This window comes from Pirellulales bacterium, assembly GCA_019636335.1.
GTDB lineage: Bacteria > Planctomycetota > Planctomycetia > Pirellulales > JAEUIK01 > JAHBXR01.
The window spans coordinates 38,179-56,142 of record JAHBXR010000012.1 but is presented as its reverse complement, the minus strand read 5'-3'; the positions used below and the strand labels follow the sequence as shown (position 1 = coordinate 56,142).

Below are 17,964 nucleotides of genomic sequence, written 5' to 3'. Positions count from 1 at the left end.
GCTCAACTGAGGGTACGATCCGGCTGACGCGCCACGACGCGATGAAAGTGCAACTCGACCTCGCGATTCACCACGCGGCGCACCCCTTCGACCAGACAGCGTGGTTCGTTGTCTTCCTGCCCCAGGCGCATCACCTCGGGCAGCTTCATGCCGGGCGGAATCGTGAAGGTTCCCTGGTAGATGATCTGATTGCCCGCATCGAGCTCGGGCACGATGAAGTGGCACGTCGCGCCATAGGTCAGCATCCGCGCCGCGTAGGCGTCGTGGTAGGGGCGCGGGCCCGGGAAGCTCGGCAACAGCCCGTGGTGCAAATTGATAATGCGACCACCGGCATACTTCCAGCAACTGCTGGCGGGCAGGATGCGCATGTACCGCGCCAGGATGATGTAATCCACCTGGTACTCGTCGCAGAGGCGCATCATCTGCTCGTCGTCCGCCCGGCCTTCGTTGTCGCCGATCATGTGCCAATCGACGCCGAATTGCTCGGCCAGCGCGCGGCAGCTCGGACGGTTGCCGATCATCACGGCTGCTTCGGCGCGAATCTGGCCATCGCGGATCGCACGCAGCAATGCCAGCGGCGGTTCGTGGCGATAGGTGGTGCAAATGGCCAACCGCGGCCGAGCGGCCCGCTCTTCGGCCGACCAGACGCGAATCGAGAGATCCTTGAGACGCCCGATCTCGGTCAGCGCGGCCCGGAGCGGCACCAGTTGTTCCGCCGGCAGATCGATCCGCAGGAGCATGGCGAACAGCCGCTCCTCGTCGTGATCGTACATCTGGATCTCGGCCACGTTCGCCCCCTGGCCGGTCACGTGGTGGATGATCGGATCGGCCAGCCCGCGATTGTCGGGCCCTACGGCAGTGACAACGATACGCATGAAGAACCTGCAACAAGGCGGCGAAAGGGCGCCCGACACGGCCCGCCGATCGGCATCCGCGGATTCGCGCGTCCAGCTTGAATACTATACGATTTTTCCGTGCATCCGTAGGGCCGGCAGCCGCGATAAGTACCAGCAGCATCGTGGGTTCTGGCAGGGCCAGGAGCAAAGATACTCGCATCGGTCCAGGGGGCCGACTCCGCTACAATGCCCCAGGTGGCCGTACGCCTGAGGGTGCGGCACGGCGGTTCTTCTGGCGGGAGAGGGAAGCAAACATGATCGACGCGCCGGTCGCCTGCGTAGGAAAGTTCATCCGATCGCTGCCATCGCTACAAATCTACCCCCGACGGTCGAAGATGTTCGTTCCACGCCTTCCAGTCTGGCTCGGGCTCGTCCTGCTGCTGGCCACCGTTGCCGCCGAGCGTGGGCCGGTCGTCGCCCAGGTGCTCGACGCCGTGACGGCCCGCCGCAAGATGGTCGACGAGGAGATCGTCGCCGCGGGCATCAAGAATCCGCGCGTCATCCAATCGATGCGCGACACGGTGCGGCACGAGTTCGTGCCCGCTATCGAACGCCGCCACGCCTACTACGACATGGCCCTGCCGATCGGCGAACGGCAGACGATCTCGCCCCCGTTCGTCGTGGCCTACATGACCGAGCAGCTCGATCCGCAGCCGACCGACAAGGTACTCGAGATCGGCACGGGGAGCGGCTATCAGGCCGCCGTGCTCAGCCCGCTCGTGGCCGAGGTCTACTCGATCGAGATCGTCGAACCGCTCGGCAAGCGCGCCGCGCGCACGTTGGCGCGGCTCGGCTACAAAAATGTCCAAGTGAAGGTGGGCGACGGTTACAAGGGATGGCCCGAGCACGCCCCCTTCGACAAGATCATCGTCACCTGCTCTCCCGAGAACGTGCCGCAGGCGCTCGTCGATCAGTTGCGCGAAGGGGGGCGCATGATCGTGCCGCTGGGCGAACGCTATCAGCAAACGCTGTATCTCTTCCGCAAGGAGCAAGGCAAGCTGGTGGCCGAAGCGCTACTGCCGACGCTGTTCGTGCCGATGACCGGCGCCGCCGAGGAACAGCGCCGCGTGCAGCCCGATCCGCTCAATCCGCAACTCTTCAATGGCAGCTTCGAAGAGCTCGTCGGCCAGACGAGCGAGCCACGTGGCTGGCACTACCAGCGGCAATTGTCACTGGTGACCAACGGCGTGCCCGACGGCAAGCAGGCGATCTCTTTCCAGAATGCAGAACGGGGCCGGGGCGCGCAGGCCCTGCAGGGCTTTCCCATCGATGGCCGACAAGTGCCGGAGCTCGAAGTCTCGCTCTGGGTGCGGGGCCAGAATCTAGTCCGCGGTCAGACCGACGAGCAGATCCCGGTGATGGCGATCACCTTCTACGATGAATTGCGCGCCACGGTGGGGCGCGTCTTCGTCGGTCCCTGGGAGGGGACGTTCGACTGGCGCGAGGTGACGGCCCGCGAACGAGTTCCTCCGAAGACCCGCGAGGCAATCGTGCATATCGGTCTGTTCGGTGCGACGGGCGAACTCTCGTTCGACAACATCCGCATCCGCGGCATCAAGCCGGGCCAGCCCTAAAAACCAAGCCCCCACTGACCCCTGCTCACTAACCACTGCCCACTACCACCCCGCTCCCTTGGTCTTCGTCTTCACGCGGGCGATGTACATATCGGCGCAGATGTAGAGGGTCGAGCCATCGTCGCCCCAGGCGCAGTTGGCGGTCGCTTCGCCCGTGGCGAGGGTGCCCAAATGCGTGCCATCGGGAGCGAACACGAGCACGCCCCCCGGTCCCGTCGCGAACAGGTTCCCTTTCGCGTCCACCTTCAAGCCGTCGGGGAGCCCCTTCCGCTTGCCGACTTCGCTCGTCACGTCGGCAAACACGCGCCCGCCGGCCAGCGTGCCGTCGGGCTGCACGTCGAAAGCGGTCCACGTCGCGCGTGCCGGATCGCTGCAGGCCACGTAGAGCGTCTTTTCGTCGGGCGAAAAGGCGATGCCATTCGGCTTGGTGATGTCGCGCGCAAGCAGCGTCAGCTCGCCATCGGGCTTCAGCCGATAGACGCCGCAGAAGTCGAGTTCCTTCGCCGGGTCCTTATCGACGCCCAACAGACCGTAGGGGGGATCGGTGAAGTAGAGATCTCCGTTCGACTTGAAGACGCCATCATTCGGGCTGTTGAGCCGTTTGCCATGATAGCGGTCGGCCAGCGTATGGAACGAGCCGTCGGCCTCGAGGCGGGCGATGCGTCGATCGCCGTGCTGGCAAAGAACGAGCCGGCCTTCCTGATCGAACAACAAACCGTTCGAGCCTGGTTCGCCGCCGCGCGGTACTGATCCGGTATAGCCGCTCGGCTTGAGGAACTCCTTCAGGCCATCTTTCTCGGACCACTTGTTCACCACGTTCGGCGGAATGTCGGAGAAGAGCAGGTAGTTTTCCTTACGATTCCAGACGGGCCCTTCCGACCAATCGAAGCCCGAGGCGACCGTCTCCACGACCGCATCCTGGGAAATCAATTCGTCGAAGCGTGGATCGAGTCGCTCGATCTTGCCCAAGGGAGGATACGACTTCTCTTTTTCCTCGGCACCGACGTCAGACACGACCATGCAGACGACTCCCACAAGCAAGAACGACACGAGTGCTCGATGACGCATCTCGACGACTCCGCGAGGCTTGGTGCGATATTCCCGGCTTCCGCTGCCGTATGGTAACCCGGCCAGAGGCCGACTCCAACCAATCGGCCGCGATCGAACGACGACCCTCGGCAGGATTGGCTCGCGGCGCCAACCTCTCCTCCTGCCCCTTCGCGAATCACCGCGTTGAATACTTGCCCCCCTCGCGCGTGCCACCCCGGTGAAGCGTGTCTCTCAACTCGCACCGTCGAATTGGATAGGCACGCTAACATCGCACAGGAGACAGGCCGGCCAAGTGGGTGGCTCTCGCCCACAGTGCTAGACTGACGGATGGCGGGCGACACCCGGCCGCTCTCCCAAGCCTGCCGCCATCTTGTCCGACCTACGTGAGCGCCGGTCCGGTGATCCGCTTTCGACAACACACCCCGCCGCCCAACTTTCTCAGCCGCCGCGAACAGCGCCGGCTGCTGGTGTTGGTCTTGTTGTTGGGCGTGGTCGTATTGCTGATTCGCGAGGCCCGCGATCCGCGCCGCTGGGAATGGATGTGGCGTCTGGGCTCGGCAAGTCCAAGTCTCGGGAGCCACGCGGATTCTCTTGAACCCCGCACGTCGACGAGCGGCACGGACTCGCCAACCATCGACACACGCTTGCCCCCTGCCGCACCACCGGCAGACGGCGCAATCGTGCTCGCCCCGGACGAGGTTTCTGGCCAGGACGCGCACGACTTCTTTCCCGGCGTTCGCGCCGAACTGCTGACACGGGTCCGCGACGACACACCGTTTCGCGGCGCCGAGCATGAGGCCTGGTTCCACCTCTTCCAGATCCTGCGCAGTGCGAAGGCAGACCAATTGCTGTCGGCTTCGGTCGGCACGGTCGATTTCGCGCAGCTTTTCCAACAATCGGCCGACTACCGCGGCGAGATCGTGACGGTGCGCGGCACCGTGCGCCAGGCGCTATGGGTCGAAGCCCCAAAAAACGCCGCAGGGCTGCCAGGTTACTATCAACTCGCGCTACAGCCGCTGGGCTATCAGGCGTCTCCGATCATCGTTTATGCACTCGCCCTGCCGGCAGATTTCCCACTCGGCGAGACGATCGCCGCCGACATTACGGCGACCGGTTTCTATTTCAAGCGCTGGGCCTATCCGGCGACCGATACCCTTCGGCTGGCGCCAGTCGTGCTGGTCGCGGCGGTCGACTGGCAGCGTCCGGTGGCCATGACGCCCGTCGTTCGCGCGGGCCGCCGCAGCGTCTGGTTTGGCGCGGGGCTCATCGTTCTCCTGCTCGGCGCGGGCGTTTATCTTGTCCGACGTCGGGCCCCTGCTCGGCCATCGCGGTTGTCGCGCATCCAGGCCCCCGACTGGAGTCAGCTCGCCGGTCTCGACGCTGCGCCCCCTCGGTTTCCCTGGGCGAACGAAGCCAGCCCGCCGCGGGGGGAGGATGCGCCATGAGGGGGACGATGCCGCTGGGCCGGCTCTTGCTGTTCGCGTTGCTCGCCTTGCTCGTCTGGCCCCGAATTTTGGCCGCGGGGGACGAAGCGTCGGCCCCGGCACGGCCCAGCGGCACGCGCGACATGCTGGCGCTGTTCGGCGTGGACGAGACAGCCCGCGTCGCTTGGATCGATGGCAAGCCCTGCGGCGATCACGATCCACAACTGCTGCTGAGCGTCCTCTACGGCGTACGCCGCTTCGAACTGGTCGACATCGAACGCTGGACGCATCGCGACGTCACCTGGCAACAATTGCTCGCCCAGCCCGATCGCTACCGGGGCGAGTTCGTCAGCCTGTCGGGCCGGCTTCTTTCGGTCGAGCCGATCGCCGTGCCCGCCGGGTTGGCTGCCCGGTTCGAACTGCGCAGCTACTATCGCGCTAGCATCGAGTGGGGCGAACCCGCCCGGCGCGCGACGGTTTTTTCGCTCGAAGTTCCCCGCGCCTGGCTCGAGGAAGATCCTACGACGCTCGCCGGCGATGCCGTTCGGCTCGATGGCTTGTTTCTTTGCCACCAAGGTTCTGACCCCGGCGCCCCCGATCCGGTATTCGTCACACAACGCATCGGCTGGCAGCGTGATTCGATGCTGGGGCGGCTGGGCATGGACGTGGGCCTCTTCGATACCATCGAAAATCGCCAGCCCCTCACCCGCTCCGATCGGGAGGTGTTCTACCAACTCCTCGCCGCCTGCGGCCGAGCCGACGAGCGCGAACTTTCCGCAGCCACGGCGGGTCCTGCTACGAGCGTGGCGCCGTTGTTCAACGACGCCGACCGGCAACACGGCCGGCTCGTGGCCCTGGAGGGAACGGCCCGCCGCGTGGTGCCGATTCGTATCGAAGAGCCCGACCTGCGCGAGCGGTTCGGCCTCGACCACTACTACGAGATGGAGGTCTTCACCGACGATTCACAAGGCAACCCACTTGTTTTCTGCCTGCTGGAATTGCCCGAGCGATTTCCCCAGGGAGACCGCCTGGCCGAACGGGTTCGCGTGCCGGCGTTCTTCTTCAAGACCTGGGCCTACCGTCCGGCGGGCGGAGAGGAAAAGAGAATGCAATTGGCGCCACTGTTGGTCGGGCGATCGGCCCATTGGCTCCGGCCTGCCGATCGCTCGCGCAGTACCTCGCTGGGGCTGATCGTCGGCGGTTTGTTCGTGGCCGGGTTGGCGGGCGTGTGGCTGGCGATTTGGTGGGCTGGCCAGACCGATCGCCGTGCCACAGCCAAGCTCCGTTCGCGACGACTCGCCGAGTCACTCTCCGCCGACCTGGAAAAGGCCGACCAAAGTGGTTCCGACAACCGATCCGAGCCCACAGCCGGTTGACACGCTGCCCACCCTCGGATACGAAACTAGGGTATTGGCGTCACACGGCGTATTGCCGGCGGCCCACGAGCCCTCGCGAGGGGTGGCTCGTCCTTCGCTGGCAACCGAAAACGTGTGGCGCCACCTTTGTTTCGGTCGATAGAGAGATAGGTCAGGTACCCCATACCTGACAATCGATCGAGTTGGCCACTCGAACAAGCGTCAGGTACGGGGTACCTGACCTACGTTCGTTTTGGCCGAAAGAAGTAAGTCCAGGCCCCCATCGTCTAGAGGCCCAGGACGTCGGGTTCTCAGCCCGAAAACCGGGGTTCGACTCCCCGTGGGGGTACTTTGTTGCTCGCTGGCCATACGCCTTGGCACTGCCGGCGCGCCGTTTTCAAAGTCCGGCTGAAGCCGGACTTTTTTTGTTGATGGCGCGGGCTGAGTTCGCCCAACTGACGCCCTTCCCGGCAAGCCGCTAGAATAGCCGTTTTGCCCTCTCGAAAGCTCACGGCGCCATGTCCGACACTACCTACGACAATCCCCTCGCCTCGCGGTACGCCTCGCGCGAGATGGCCTCGCTGTGGAGTCCGCAGCGGAAGTTTTCTACCTGGCGGCGTCTGTGGATCGCCCTGGCCGAGACGGAGGCCGAGCTTGGCCTGCCGGTCACCGCCGAGCAGATCGCCCAGTTGCGGGCACACGTCGACACGATCGACTTCGCCGCCGCCGACGCGCACGAGCGACGCCTGCGGCACGACGTCATGGCCCACGTTCATGCCTATGGCGATCAATGCCCGCTGGCGCGCGGCATTATTCACCTGGGGGCCACGAGCTGCTTCGTCACCGACAATACCGATCTGATCCTGATGCGCGAGGCGCTGGGGCTGGTCGAGACGCGACTCGTCCGCGTGATCGATCGCTTGGCCACCTTCGCCGCCACGTATCGCGACCTGCCCTGCCTGGGCTTCACCCATCTGCAGCCCGCCCAGCCGACGACGGTGGGCAAGCGGGCCACGCTGTGGATCTATGACCTCGTGCTCGATCTGGCCGAGGTCGAGCATCGCCGGCGCACGCTCCGCTTCCGCGGCGCGAAGGGAACCACCGGCACGCAGGCCAGCTTCCTCGCTCTGTTCGGCGGCGATCACACGAAGGTCCGCGAGCTCGAACGGCGCGTCAACGAGAAGCTGGGCTTCGCCGAGAGCTACGCCGTCACCGGGCAGACCTACTCGCGCAAGGTCGATGCCCAGATCGTGGCCACTCTCTCGGGCATTGCCCAGAGCGGCCACAAGGCGGGCACCGACCTGCGGTTGCTGCAAAGCCGCAAGGAGGTTGAAGAGCCTTTCGAGACTGAGCAGATCGGCTCGTCGGCGATGGCCTACAAACGCAACCCGATGCGCGCCGAGCGCATGTGCGCACTCGCGCGGTATGCGATGGGGCTCGAAGCCCCGATGTCGTCGACCGCGGCGACCCAGTGGCTCGAACGGACGCTCGACGACAGCGCCCTGCGCCGACTCGTGTTGCCACAGGCGTTCCTCTCGATCGACGCCCTGCTCGTCCTCTACCAGAACGTCGCCTCGGGCCTGGTGGTCTATCCCCAGGTGATCGCCAGGCACCTGGCGGAAGAGCTCCCCTTCATGGCCACCGAGAACATCATGATGGCGGCCGTCGAACGAGGTGGCGATCGCCAGGACCTGCACGAGCGCATTCGCCAGCACAGCCAAGCCGCCGCGGCGGTGGTGAAGCAAGAAGGCAAGCCGAACGATCTCCTCGCGCGCCTGGCGTCGGACAAGGCCTTCGCCGGCATCGACCTGGCTGGGCTCTCCGACGCCCGGGCCTTCGTCGGCAGGGCGCCCGAGCAGGTGGATGAATTCCTGGCCGACGTGGTCGCCCCAATCCGCCAGCAGTACGCCGGCTCGCTCGCCGGCGAGGCCGAGGTGCGGGTTTAGGCACGCGGGCAAACACCAACGACGCGCGAGGGTGGAGTTTCTCAACCCGAAGTGTGAGCGAGGGAGCGCCTCGATCGACGCTTTTTCCAGGAATCTCCTCGCTGACGCTTCGGGTTGTGATTCGTGAATGCGGGGGCGGCCCGTTGCCGCCATATCGCCTTCGCGCTTGCCGCGGCCACCTATAGAATGCCGCCTCACGCAGTCGAACGCATTTTTCCCGAAGGAACGACACGGTGCGCTGGAGCCAAACGCTACTCCCCACGATGAAAGAGACGCCCGAGGGGGCCGAGATCCCCAGTCACGTCCTGATGCTGCGGGCCGGGCTCATCAACCAGGTCATGGCAGGGGCCTACACCTATCTGCCGCTCGGGCTGCGGGCCCTGCGCAAGGCCGAACGCATCGTGCGCGACGAGATGGATCGCGCCGGAGCGGTCGAGCTGCTGATGCCCGCGCTGACGCCGATCAGCCTGTGGGCCCGCACGGGTCGTGTCGACGCCTTCGGCAATGTCCTCATCCAGTTCAAGGTGAAGCGGCAGAATCGCGAGGTCCATCTCGCGCTCGGTCCCACGCACGAAGAGGTGGTAACCGATCTCGTGGCGCACCAGGTCTCGAGCTATCGCCAACTGCCGATCACGCTCTACCAGATTCAGACGAAGTTTCGCAACGAGGAGCGTCCCCGCTTCGGCGTGCTGCGGACGAGCGAGTTCCTGATGAAGGACGCCTACAGCTTCGACACCTCGGTCGAGGCGCTCAACGCCAGCTACGACAAGATGTACGAGGCGTATTGCCGCATCTTCACGCGGTGCGGGCTGAAGTATCTGCCCGTCGAGGCCGAAAGTGGCCCCATCGGCGGCGACGCTAGCCACGAGTTCATGGTCGTGGCCGACAACGGCGAAGACTCGGTCGTCCATTGTGCGGCGTGCAGCTACGCGGCCAACCTCGAACGAGCCGAGATCGGCGCGGCGAAGGAAGCGCCCAAATCGACGGCGGCGCCAGCGGTACTCGCCAAGGTCGACACCCCCAAGGTCGGCAGCATCGAGCAGGTCAGCAAGTTGTTGAAATGCACGCCTCGGCAGATGCTCAAGACGCTGATCTACGTGGCCGATGGCGATCCCGTGGCGGTCCTCGTGCGTGGCGATCACGAAGCCAACGAAGGCAAGGTGCGCCGCGCCCTGGGGGCCTCGAAGTTGGAGCTGGCCGATCCGGAGACGATCGAGAAGGTGACCAAGGCGCCGGTCGGGTTCGCCGGCCCGGTGGGGCTCTCGATCCCGATCTGGGCCGATCGCGACGTCGCCACGGTGGCCAACGCCATCATCGGCGCCAACGAAGCGGACAAGCACTACACCGGTGCGAACCTGGGACGCGATTTCCAGGTGCCGGCCGATCATTTCGCCGATCTACGGAATGCGGGCGGCGGCGATGCTTGTCCCCGCTGCGGCCAGGAGCTGGCCTTGCGGCATGCCATCGAAGTCGGGCACGTCTTCAAGCTCGGCACCAAGTACAGCGACGCGCTCGCCGCACGCTTCCTCGACGACCAGGAACAGCAGCACTCGATCATCATGGGCTGCTACGGCATCGGCGTGAATCGCATCATCGCCGCGGCCGTCGAGACGAGCCACGACGAGGCCGGCATCGTCTGGCCCCTCCCCATCGCTCCCTACGAAGTGCTGCTCGCGCCGCTGAACGTCACCGACGACGAAGTGCGCGGCGCCGCCGAAAAACTGTACGACGAACTGACGGCCGCCGGCATCGACGTGCTGCTCGACGATCGCGACCAGCGCCCTGGCGTCAAGTTCAAGGACGCCGACCTGGTGGGCATCCCGCTGCGGATCGTGATCGGCGGCCGGGGCCTGAAAGAAGGGCAGCTCGAGGTGAAGTGGCGTTGGGAGAAAGACCCCACGAACGTGCCCGTCGCCGGCGCCGTGCAAAAGATCGTCGAGCTTCTCGCGGCCGAGCGCGCCAAGTACGCTCCCTAGGACGGGCCGATCCCCATGGGTGATGCCGCCCTCCACCCGCCGGTCCTGCCGCTGCTGGTGCTCTTCAGCGCGGATCCGGCCGCACTTGCCTGGGCACGCGACGAGGTAGTCGCGGCATGGGGGCCGGTGGCGCTGGCCAGCCCCCGCTTCGAGTTCGCCGAAACCGACTATTACGCGGCGAGCATGGGGCACCAGCTCCAACTCGAGATCCTCGCCTTCGAACGGCTGATGCCCCCCGACGAGTTGCCGGCCAGAAAACGGCAAACCAATGCCTGGGAAGCCGCGTATGCCCAGAAGGGAAGCTCCCCCTCCGCGCGGCCGGTGAATCTCGACCCGGGCTACCTTACGCCGGCCAAGTTCGTCCTCGCCTCGACCAAGGATCATTCGCACCGGCTTTATCTGGGCCAGGGCATCTTCGGCGAGGTAACGTTGTACTACTCGCGCGGGGCGTGGCAGTCGCGTCCCTGGACCTATCCCAACTATCAACGCGCCGATTACCAAGAGTTTCTCACCGCCTGTCGCAGTTGGCTGCGACAACACGAGTCGAAAGGGCCGAGCAAGTGATCTGGCTGCTCATCGGCGCGATCGTGCCGAGCCTGCTCGTGGCCTGGGCCGTGGGGTATCTCGTGCTGCGCAAGGCGCCCGAGTGGGGGCTGGTCGACCTGCCCGGCGAGCGCAAGGTGCATACCCGCGTGACGCCTCTCGGTGGCGGACTCGCCATCTGGGCCGGCACGGTGCTTCCGCTGGCGGCCGGACAAATGGTGCTCTGGCTCGTCACGACGGCACGAGAGCCTGGCTCGTCCCTGGGCTGGGCTGTCTTTCCCCTGCCCGAGTTCGTCGAATTACACCTGGCCGGACTACGGCAGGAAGCGCCCCGTCTATGGCTGCTGTTGGGGGCTGGCACGGTCTTGATGCTATTGGGGCTGGCCGACGATCGACGAGGGCTCGACTGGCGGCTGCGTCTCTCGGTCGAGTTCGCCGTCGCCGCCGTGATGGTGGCCTGCGGCTGGAAGCTCACCTTCTTCGTCGAGCAGCCGATCATCACCTCGGTGATCTCGGTCTTCTGGATCGTGGCGCTCATCAACTCGTTCAACATGCTCGACAACATGGACGCCCTCTCGGGCGGGGTCGCGGCGATCGTCTCGGGACTGCTGGCCGTCGTGATGTTGTTCGGCCCCGCGCATGCGACGGGGCAGCCGCAACTCTTCGTCGGGGGTCTGCTGCTGGTGCTGTTCGGCTCGCTGCTCGGCTTCTTGTGGCACAATCGGCCGCCGGCCAGACTCTTCATGGGGGATGCGGGCGCGTACTTCATCGGCTTCATGGTGGCGATGGCCACGATGATGGCCACCTTCGTCGGCACGGACACGCCTCGGCACGCGATCCTCGCCCCCCTCTGCGTGCTGGCCGTCCCGCTCTACGACCTGGTGACCGTCGTCACGATTCGCCTGCGCAATGGACTCAGTCCCTTTGCCGCCGACAAACGCCACTTTTCGCACCGCTTGGTCGAGCTGGGCATGTCGAAGACGCAGGCCGTGCTGACGATCTACCTCACCACGGCGGCCACCGGATTGGGCGCTCTGCTGCTCTATCAGGTGAACACGCTGGGAGCCGTGGTCGTGTTGCTGATGGTCGCTTGCTCGTTGATGGTGGTCGCCATCCTCGAGACGACCGGTCGCCGCAGCCAGCGTCGCAAGTGATGTCGAGATAGGGAAAGCTCCATGGCGAAATCGGTGTCGCGCTCGCGCGAGAAACGCCCCTCGACCGAACCGCGATCCGCGGCGCCGGTCGAGGCGTTCGATCGCGCGCGGCCGTGGCTGCTGGCCGGCGCCGCGCTGCTCTGCGTGGCGCGGCCGCTGATCCCCAGCATCCATGTCGAGCTGCAGGGGAACGACGCTCCCTTCGTGATGCTGTGGCTCATTCTGTTCTCGCTGTCGCTCGCCCTGCTCTGGCGCCAAGGCGAAGCGTGGCTGCGAGCCGAATTTATCGATCTGGCGTTGCTCGTCACCGTCGCGCTCTATGCCGCCAGCGGACTGGTCGCGTGCTGGAACGGCGCCGCGCCGCGGCCGGCAATCAACATGACGTGGACGTGGATCGGCTACGGCGCCGCCTTCTTCGTCGTCCGGCAATTGCTGCGCACGCCGGCCGAAGCCCGCGCCCTGGCGGCCGTGATGATCGCCCTGGCGGCCACGTCCTGTGGCTACGCGCTGCACGAGTATTTCATCTCGCAGCCGGCGACCGTGGCCGAGTACGAGCGCGATCCCGAGGCGGCCTTGCGCGACGCCGGCATGTGGTTTCCTCCTGGCTCGCGCGAGCGGTATCTCTTCGAACAGCGACTGCACAGCATCGAGCCGACGGCTACCTTCGCCCTGACGAACTCGCTGGCCGGGTTTCTGACGCCTTGGTTGCTCGTCTTGGCCGGCGCGATCGTGACGTTGCCCGCACGTCTGGGCTCTCGTAAGCGTATCCTTTCGACGTTTGCCGCCACCGGAGCCGCGCTGCTGCTCGTGCTGCTGTTGACGAAGAGTCGCAGCGCCGTGGTGGGGCTGAGCGCCGGCGCTGCCCTGCTAGCGCTCAGCCCCTCGATCCGCCGCCATCTGTTCACGCGACGCGCGGCAGCCATCGTGGGATTGTTGCTCGTCGTGATCGTCGTCGCCGTGGCGACCGGCGGCGTCGATATCGAGGTATTGGCCGAAGCGCCCAAGTCGCTCGCCTACCGCTTCGAATACTGGCGCGCGAGCTGGTCGTTGATCGCCGCGCAGCCGGTTTGGGGCGTGGGGCCCGGCGAGTTCAAAGATGCTTATTCAACCGTCAAGCTGCCGACGGCGAGCGAGGAGATTTCCGATCCGCACAATTTCGTACTCGAGATCTGGTCGACGGCCGGAACGCTCGTCGCCGCGGCATTCGTGGGCTTCCTGTTGTCCGTGTTCTGGCGGACCTGGCCGTCGCTACGAGGCTCCGAAGATCCTGCTCCCGCGACGGCGCCATCGGCCGCCGCCCGCGCGGCAGACCGCAGCGCGCGGATGATTGCCTGGGGTGGCCTGGCTGGTTTTCTGCTCGCGTTCCTCGTTCCCTTCTTCGCTGGTCCGGTGATTGATGTGCCCCTGTCGCTCGTCGCCACGGTCGGCGGGCTGGCCATCAGTGGCACGATGCTCTGGCTCTTGTGGCCTTGGGTCGCCGATGGCGTATTACCTCCGCTGGTGCCACTGGCGGCCCTGGTCGGGATGACGGTGAATCTGCTTGCCGCTGGCGGGATCGGCCACCCGGGCGTGGCCGGCAGCCTGTGGTTGTTGGCCGCTTTGGCGACCACGCTCCGCGACCTCGACGAGCCGGCGACGACGACATCCATGCCACGGCTCCAACGATTGGGCCCGACGCCGCTGGCCCTCGCGACCTGCCTAGCCTTGTTCCTCTCGGTGGCGGCGGCCGCGACCCTCTATCATCCCCTGGTGATGAGCCAGCTTGCAATCGCGGCCGCCCAGGCAGAACCGAACCGGGCTGAAGAGTTCCTCGACGAAGCGATCGCGGCCGATCCGTTCGGTTACGATGCCCCGCGTCGCATGGCGCAGTTGCGTTTCGAACAGTGGCGCCGGCAGCCGAGCGAGTTGTCGAGAAAAAGCTTCGCCGCCGCGGCCGATCTCTGGCTCGAGCGGCGCCCCGGCTCGAGCGAGGCCTGGAGCCAGGTCGGCGCCTGGCAGATGACGATCTTTGAACAGACGGCGGATCCCCAGGCCGCTCGGGCGGCCCTCGAGGCCTGCCGCCGCGCGGTCGAGCTCTACCCCCATCAGGGCGTGCGTCGTGCCCGCCTGGCACTGGCGGCATCGGCGGCGGGCGATCGAACGACGGCGCAGGCGGAAGCCAGCGAGGCGTTTCGCCTCGACGCCATCATGCCGCACGCCGAACAGAAGCTCGACGAGACGCTTCGCGCTCGCCTGAAAGAGCTGGTCCCAAATGCTTCGGACGACGGGCAACGCTCATCGTCCGCGGATAAAATGTGATTAGGGGAACCAAGGCCACGCGGCACTTATCGCCGCGATCGTTGAACAACGAGAAACCATGAAACGCCGCTCCTTTCGCTTCCCACTCTCGCTGCTGCTCTTGCTTTCGGCGCTGCTCTGCGGCGTCTTGTTGGGCACGGTGCTCGCCACGGTAAATTTCCACGCGTTCACCTCGGACGAAGAATTGTTCGGCGTGAAGTCGACGAGCGAGGATCCCCGCTTCCCCGCCATGCCCCCCGCCCATGGCCCGCAGCCGCGCGTGGTGGTCGAGAATGGCACGTCGTTCGACTTCGGCCAGGTCGAGACGGGCGTGCTGCAGCGGCACGGCTTTATCTTCAAGAACATCGGCCAATACCCGCTCCGCCTGCGGCAAGGCACGACCACCTGCAAGTGTACGATCAGCAACATCGACACCGAGGAGATCGCCCCCGGCAAGACGGCCGTGGTGACCCTGGAATGGGAAGTCAAAGGCACGCAGGATGAGTACCGCCAGATCGCGTCGATCTACACGAACGATCCCTTGCAGCGGATGGTCAAGCTCGAAGTGACTGGCCGGCGCCAGGTCTCGCTCTATGCGACCCCCCACGCACTAACGTTCAGCAAGGCCCAGGACGAAACGCTGACCCTGGAAACGACGGTGCATGCCACACAGGCGGGGGCGAAAATCGTCTCGCTCGACTTCACCGACCCCAAGGCCCACGAGCAATTCGAGCTGGCGTACGAGCCCGTAACGCCGAACACCGCGGCCGATTCGGCCCCCACGTCCGACTTCCTCGTTCGCGCGACGACGAAACCGGGGTTGCCGCTCGGAGCCATTCAACAGACAATTCGCGTCACGACCGACCTCCGAGGGGTGGCTCCCTTGGATATCAAGCTCTCGGGCACGGTAAATAGCGATATTTCCGTGGTCGGAGCCGGCTGGAACAATGCCCGCGACGTACTGGAATTGGGTACCGTCCAACGGGGCGTCGAGACCAGTCGCAAGCTGCTGTTGCTCGTCAAAGGCCCCCACCGCGACGAGGTGGAGTTCACCGTCGAGGGGACCGATCCACCACCCCTGGTGGCCACGCTCGGGGGAGGCGAATCGAAAGGGGAGGGCCGAGTCCGGCAGTTTCCGCTGACCATTACAGTGCCCGCCGATTGCCCGACGGTAAATCGACAGGGAACGGCCCAAGGTCCTTTCGCCACGGTCCGATTGAAAACGACACATCCCTCGCAACCCGAGTTGGTGATTCACGTCAGGTTCGTCGTCGAAGGCTGAAGACGCGGCAGAATCATGGAGAGGCCCAAGCGCGTGTGCGAGTATTCTCCGAGTCGGTTTCTGCTGGCAGCGCGTGGCGGTGTACTCGTGCTAGCGACCCTGTGCTTGCTGAACGCTGCTGGCTGCACGCAGTCGACTAGCGAGCCGGCTAAAACTCCCGCGGTGCGCGGCAACACCAACACGACCGCATCCGGAGCCGACACCCCGGGGCACGGGGCCGACTACGGCCACGCCCAGAAAATCGATCCGGTCGAGGCCAATGGCCCGATCTTTCAAGATTGGCCCAAGCCCCGGCTGGCGATCGTCGTCACGGGTCAGCAGCAGGGTTATCTCGAACCGTGCGGTTGCGCCGGGCTCGAAAATCAATTGGGCGGGCTGAGCCGTCGGCATGGCATGCTCCAGCAGCTTGCCGCTGACGGTTGGCCGGTGCTGGCCGTCGACGTGGGGGGCCAGGTCCGCCGCTTCGGCCGTCAGCAAGAGTTGAAGTTCCAGGCCACGGTCGAGGCCCTCAAGACGCTGAACTACGCTGGCGTAGCCCTGGGCGACGCCGATCTGCGGCTGCCCGCCGAGGAGCTCGTCGCCGTGGTCGCCGACGCGGAAGAGACCCCCAGCCCCTTTGTGGCGGCCAACGTGGCCCTCTTCGGCTTCGACGCCCAACTCACCAAGCGGTACCGCATCGTGGAAGAGGCGGGCCTCAAGGTGGGGATCACCGCAGTGCTGGGGGATGCTGAGCGGTCGGGACTCGACGCCGCACAGGTCGAAAACAAGCCGGCGGCCGAGGCCCTGCGCGAGATTATGCCCGAGCTGGTCGAGCAAACCGATTTCCGTATCCTGCTCGTCCACGCGACGCGCGACGAATCGCTCGCGCTGGCCAAGGAATTTGGCGAGTTCGATCTCGTGGTGACCTCGGGTGGAGCGGACGTTCCGCCCGACAGCCCCACGCTCGTCGACGACGACACGTGGCTCGTCGAAGTGGGACACAAGGGGATGTATGCCGCCGTGATCGGCCTGTTCGATGAAAGCGAGCCGCCCCGATACCAACGCGTGCCGCTCGACTCGCGATTCAAGCCCTCGGACGAAATGCACCAGTTGCTGGTGAACTACCAGGATCAACTCCGCGAGTTGGGTTGGGCCGGTCTGGGCCTGACGCCGACCGCCCATCTCCGCAGCCGTTCCGACGATCCGCTGGCCGGCCAGTTCGCCTCGGCCGAGTCGTGCGCCGAATGCCACACGAAGGCGCACGCCGTCTGGAGCAAGTCGGCGCATGCCCACGCCACGGACACCCTGGCCAAGCTGAATCCGCCCCGCCAGTTCGACCCCGAGTGCATCAGTTGCCACTCGACCGGCTGGAGCCCGCAAGACTACTTCCCCTATACCAGCGGTTTCGACAGCCTCGAGACGACTCCCCTGCTGGCGGGCAACAGTTGCGAGAATTGTCACGGCCCCGGCGCCGCGCACGTTGCCGCCGAAAAGGCCAAAGGCGCCCAGCGCAATCTGGCGCGTCGCGACAGCCTGCGCACCGAGATGCGGCTTACCAAGGCGACCGCCGCCGAGCACGTCTGCGGCACGTGTCACGACGTCGACAATAGTCCCAATTTCAAGTTCGAAGCCTACTGGCCCAAGGTCGAGCACAAGGGCAAGGACTGAGCGTCCTATTCGGCGGCCAGTTGTGTCATGGCCTCGTCCGCAATGCTGAAGTTCGACGAAACGTGCTGCACGTCGTCGTGATCGTCGAGCTTCTCCATCAGCTTGAGCACCTTGCGGGCAGTCTCCACGTCGAGATCGACGGTCGAGTTCGGAATGTTGCTGATCTCGGCCACGTCGCACTCGATCTGTTCGGCGGCCAGGCGCTCGGCCACCACTTGAAACGACGCCGGATCGCAGGTGATTTCGAACTTGTCTCCCACGTGGCGCACGTCGTCGGCCCCGGCCTCCAGGGCCAGCTCGACGATGGTTTCCTCGTCGCGTCCCAGCGCGGAAAAGAGGAACATCCCCTTACGCGAAAACATCCAGGCCACGCAGCCCGTGGCGCCGAGCTTGCCGTCGCTCAACTCGAAGCACTTGCGGATTTCACCGGCCGTGCGGTTGCGATTGTCGGTGAGGATCTCGCACAGCACGGCGACGCCCCCCGGACCGTAGCCTTCGTAGAGCACCTCTTCGAGGTTGCCCCCGTCGAGCTCGCCCGTGCCTTTCTTGACGGCGCGGGTGATGTTGTCCTTGGGCATGCTGACCGCTTTGGCGGCGTCGATCGCATAGCGCAGCTTGAGATTGGAGTCGGGATCGCCGCCCCCGATCTTGGCCGCGACGATGATCGCCTTGGAGAGCTTGCTCCACAGCTTGCCGCGCTTGTTGTCGATCAGGGCCTTCTTGTACTTGATGCCCGCCCAGTGTGAATGACCTGCCATACGTCCGAATCTCTCCTTCGCGAGCGGCGGGCCATGTCAGGCCCTCTGTACTCGCCACCATCAGAATCTGCTGCGCGCGGCG

The 17,964-nt window shown here is 65.4% G+C and carries 13 protein-coding genes and 1 tRNA gene; 11 read left to right on the top strand and 3 right to left on the bottom strand.

What is annotated here, in order from left to right:
* Positions 1-2: 2 nt before the first annotated feature.
* Positions 3-875 carry a formyltetrahydrofolate deformylase gene (locus KF708_13360; protein MBX3413672.1) on the bottom strand — a complete coding sequence of 291 codons (873 nt, stop codon included), beginning with the start codon at positions 873-875 and terminating at the stop codon, positions 3-5.
* Between the two features lie 275 nt (positions 876-1,150).
* On the opposite strand from KF708_13360, the gene KF708_13355 reads away from it, so the two are divergent.
* Complete coding sequence (locus KF708_13355; protein MBX3413671.1) at positions 1,151-2,470, top strand: protein-L-isoaspartate(D-aspartate) O-methyltransferase; 1,320 nt, start codon at positions 1,151-1,153, stop codon at positions 2,468-2,470.
* A 42-nt stretch (positions 2,471-2,512) separates the two neighbouring features.
* Here KF708_13355 and KF708_13350 read toward each other — a convergent pair whose 3' ends face one another.
* Entirely contained in the window at positions 2,513-3,490 is a 978-nt protein-coding gene (locus KF708_13350; protein MBX3413670.1) for an SMP-30/gluconolactonase/LRE family protein, read from the bottom strand.
* Between the two features lie 428 nt (positions 3,491-3,918).
* On the opposite strand from KF708_13350, the gene KF708_13345 reads away from it, so the two are divergent.
* The 10 genes from KF708_13345 (at position 3,919) to KF708_13300 (ending at position 17,124) form a co-directional block, all read left to right on the top strand.
* Positions 3,919-4,965: a hypothetical protein gene (locus tag KF708_13345; GenBank protein MBX3413669.1), complete on the top strand. Its 1,047-nt coding sequence runs from the start codon at positions 3,919-3,921 to the stop codon at positions 4,963-4,965.
* Positions 4,962-6,320 carry a hypothetical protein gene (locus tag KF708_13340; GenBank protein MBX3413668.1) on the top strand — a complete coding sequence of 453 codons (1,359 nt, stop codon included), beginning with the start codon at positions 4,962-4,964 and terminating at the stop codon, positions 6,318-6,320. The genes KF708_13345 and KF708_13340 overlap by 4 nt, the downstream gene beginning before the upstream one ends.
* Before the next feature lie 255 nt (positions 6,321-6,575).
* Positions 6,576-6,648 (top strand) — tRNA-Glu (locus tag KF708_13335).
* 169 nt (positions 6,649-6,817) lie between these two features.
* Positions 6,818-8,245 carry an adenylosuccinate lyase gene (locus KF708_13330; GenBank protein ID MBX3413667.1) on the top strand — a complete coding sequence of 476 codons (1,428 nt, stop codon included), beginning with the start codon at positions 6,818-6,820 and terminating at the stop codon, positions 8,243-8,245.
* Between the two features lie 233 nt (positions 8,246-8,478).
* Entirely contained in the window at positions 8,479-10,221 is a 1,743-nt protein-coding gene (locus KF708_13325; GenBank protein ID MBX3413666.1) for a proline--tRNA ligase, read from the top strand.
* Between the two features lie 15 nt (positions 10,222-10,236).
* Positions 10,237-10,785 (top strand): DUF4416 family protein, encoded by a 549-nt coding sequence (locus KF708_13320; GenBank protein ID MBX3413665.1) that lies wholly within the window; start codon positions 10,237-10,239, stop codon positions 10,783-10,785.
* Between the two features lie 32 nt (positions 10,786-10,817).
* Positions 10,818-11,918 (top strand): undecaprenyl/decaprenyl-phosphate alpha-N-acetylglucosaminyl 1-phosphate transferase, encoded by a 1,101-nt coding sequence (locus KF708_13315; GenBank protein ID MBX3413664.1) that lies wholly within the window; start codon positions 10,818-10,820, stop codon positions 11,916-11,918.
* Positions 11,919-11,939: 21 nt separating this feature from the next.
* Positions 11,940-14,216, top strand: coding sequence for an O-antigen ligase family protein (locus tag KF708_13310; GenBank protein MBX3413663.1), 2,277 nt, complete (start codon positions 11,940-11,942; stop codon positions 14,214-14,216).
* A 58-nt stretch (positions 14,217-14,274) separates the two neighbouring features.
* Entirely contained in the window at positions 14,275-15,477 is a 1,203-nt protein-coding gene (locus KF708_13305) for a DUF1573 domain-containing protein (GenBank protein ID MBX3413662.1), read from the top strand.
* 15 nt (positions 15,478-15,492) lie between these two features.
* Entirely contained in the window at positions 15,493-17,124 is a 1,632-nt protein-coding gene (locus KF708_13300) for a hypothetical protein (GenBank protein MBX3413661.1), read from the top strand.
* Between the two features lie 5 nt (positions 17,125-17,129).
* Here the strand turns inward: KF708_13300 and KF708_13295 are convergent, their stop codons facing one another.
* Positions 17,130-17,882: a YebC/PmpR family DNA-binding transcriptional regulator gene (locus tag KF708_13295; GenBank protein ID MBX3413660.1), complete on the bottom strand. Its 753-nt coding sequence runs from the start codon at positions 17,880-17,882 to the stop codon at positions 17,130-17,132.
* Positions 17,883-17,964: the final 82 nt, after the last annotated feature.

Bases quoted from the DNA above. Each gene is read 5' to 3' on its own strand.
- KF708_13360 (MBX3413672.1), bottom strand. From the start codon at position 875: ATGCGTATCGTTGTCACTGCCGTAGGGCCCGACAATCGCGGGCTGGCC.
- KF708_13355 (MBX3413671.1), top strand. From the start codon at position 1,151: ATGATCGACGCGCCGGTCGCCTGCGTAGGAAAGTTCATCCGATCGCTG.
- KF708_13350 (MBX3413670.1), bottom strand. From the start codon at position 3,490: ATGGTCGTGTCTGACGTCGGTGCCGAGGAAAAAGAGAAGTCGTATCCT.
- KF708_13340 (MBX3413668.1), top strand. From the start codon at position 4,962: ATGAGGGGGACGATGCCGCTGGGCCGGCTCTTGCTGTTCGCGTTGCTC.
- KF708_13330 (MBX3413667.1), top strand. From the start codon at position 6,818: ATGTCCGACACTACCTACGACAATCCCCTCGCCTCGCGGTACGCCTCG.
- KF708_13320 (MBX3413665.1), top strand. From the start codon at position 10,237: ATGGGTGATGCCGCCCTCCACCCGCCGGTCCTGCCGCTGCTGGTGCTC.
- KF708_13310 (MBX3413663.1), top strand. From the start codon at position 11,940: ATGGCGAAATCGGTGTCGCGCTCGCGCGAGAAACGCCCCTCGACCGAA.
- KF708_13305 (MBX3413662.1), top strand. From the start codon at position 14,275: ATGAAACGCCGCTCCTTTCGCTTCCCACTCTCGCTGCTGCTCTTGCTT.
- KF708_13300 (MBX3413661.1), top strand. From the start codon at position 15,493: ATGGAGAGGCCCAAGCGCGTGTGCGAGTATTCTCCGAGTCGGTTTCTG.
- KF708_13295 (MBX3413660.1), bottom strand. From the start codon at position 17,882: ATGGCAGGTCATTCACACTGGGCGGGCATCAAGTACAAGAAGGCCCTG.